The 1,504-nt window shown below is 58.2% G+C and carries 2 protein-coding genes; both read right to left on the bottom strand.

Annotated features, from left to right (window positions below):
• The coding region (locus A8M77_RS34925; RefSeq protein ID WP_202820702.1) for a hypothetical protein at nt 1-558 on the bottom strand (558 nt) is incomplete at its 3' end.
• A 106-nt stretch (nt 559-664) separates the two neighbouring features.
• Nucleotides 665-1,405, bottom strand: a complete 741-nt coding sequence (locus A8M77_RS34930) for a hypothetical protein (RefSeq protein WP_086926029.1) — start codon at nt 1,403-1,405, stop codon at nt 665-667.
• Nucleotides 1,406-1,504 lie beyond the last annotated feature (99 nt).

A 1,504-nucleotide genomic window follows, 5' to 3' on the forward strand; every position in this document is an offset into this window, starting at 1 on the left:
CGCGTCATCTGCGAAGTCCGGGCTGCGGGTGGAGTCGGCGCTGAACTGTTGTACCAATGACTTCAGTCCGATGCTTTCCTCGAAGCCACCCACGCCGGCGCCGTTGAAGGTGACGACCTGGCCGATGTCAGCCTGATCGGCCACGGGAGCCGTGGGGCCATGCAGCAGGTTGAACACGGTGGCCAGGTGCCCGCCAAGGCTGTAGCCGGTGACGGCGAAGGTCTGGCCGGGCGGAAGCAGGCCGCGGTCCTTGAGGCTCTGGTACCAGGCCTCCATGTCGCGGATCTGGCCCCAGGCGTAGCCGGTGGCTGCGATCTCCAGGGCGTTGGTGGCCTGGTTGTCGCGGGCGGCGTCGTCGATGAACTCGGTGCTGCGGAAGGACATGACGAGTTCGTTGGTGTCCTTGTTGCGGAACAGGGTGCCGCTGAAGCCGGTGGAGGTGTTGGCTTGCTGGTCTAGGACTTCCCAGTGCTTCTCGAATTCGGTGGCTTGGATCTCGGTGAAGCGACTGGCGTGCTTGTTGCCTTCAACAAGCGCGCCCACCAAGTTGGCCTTCAATTCTCCTGTCGTTGCATCTACAAGAAATGCTTCTGCCGCCATTTGAAGATCGGCGTATCTGAGGTAATCGGCGACAGTCGGTGTAGTGGTCATATTTATCTCCCTGTTAGTTCAATGACGGTTTCAGAGTTTTTTCAACAAAATCGAGTGTTTGCCCCGTTTGAGCAGAAGAACCCCCTCCATGCCCCGCGATCAGAGGCCGCAGCGGGTTCCGTTGAAATCCAGGGCAAGCGGTATCAGCTGCAAATAGCCATGGCGAACGCCCTCCAGCACGGCTCCCCTGCGCCCAATCCATCATGTAGCCGATTCGCTCGGCAATGACTTCGTTTGTCTGAAGATCAATCACCCTCAACGAACTGCCCGCGATCCAATACTCGCGGTCTTCCTTCGTGGAGATGTCGTCATAGGTCACGCCGTAGCGTGCGGCAGGATCAATAGCAGCGGCCTTGTCGAGCACGAACTCATAGATGTTCAGGTCATAGCTCGGGTTACGCTTGAGTTCGAACTGCACTCCGGGCGCATTCACATCCTTCTTACGGACTGCCTTCCTTGCGCCTGTGTATCTGTATCGCTTGCCGTCCTGGGGATCCAGAGCTTCGATATACAGATAGCCATGGCGAGGAGGGGAGCCCGGTACTGCCTTCGTCGAGGACTGGTGATAGAAGCCCCTCAGGAAGTTCTTTATGTACCACTCCCCTCCTGAGTCATGCCCGTATGGATCATCCAGCCGGAACTGGTCGCCGAAATTGACCGCCGTGGGCCTAATCTTCAACAGATACAAGCCTTCCACGTTCTCCACAGTCCTGTGAATCTTCTCGCCCGCCGTCTTGCAGCGCTCGGCAAACATGGCCTGCGCTGAAGTTGACCCCCTTTCACGGACGCCATACTGTTCACATCAGTGGAGTCCCGAATGCCCAAATCAAAGCCGCCGTATCCGGCGGAATTT

The organism is Variovorax sp. JS1663 (genome assembly GCF_002157355.1).
Classification (GTDB): Bacteria; Pseudomonadota; Gammaproteobacteria; order Burkholderiales; family Burkholderiaceae_C; genus Variovorax.

What these genes read in the sequence shown, in the direction of transcription:
- A8M77_RS34930 (WP_086926029.1), bottom strand. Translation starts at nt 1,405, where the DNA reads ATGTTTGCCGAGCGCTGCAAGACGGCGGGCGAGAAGATTCACAGGACT.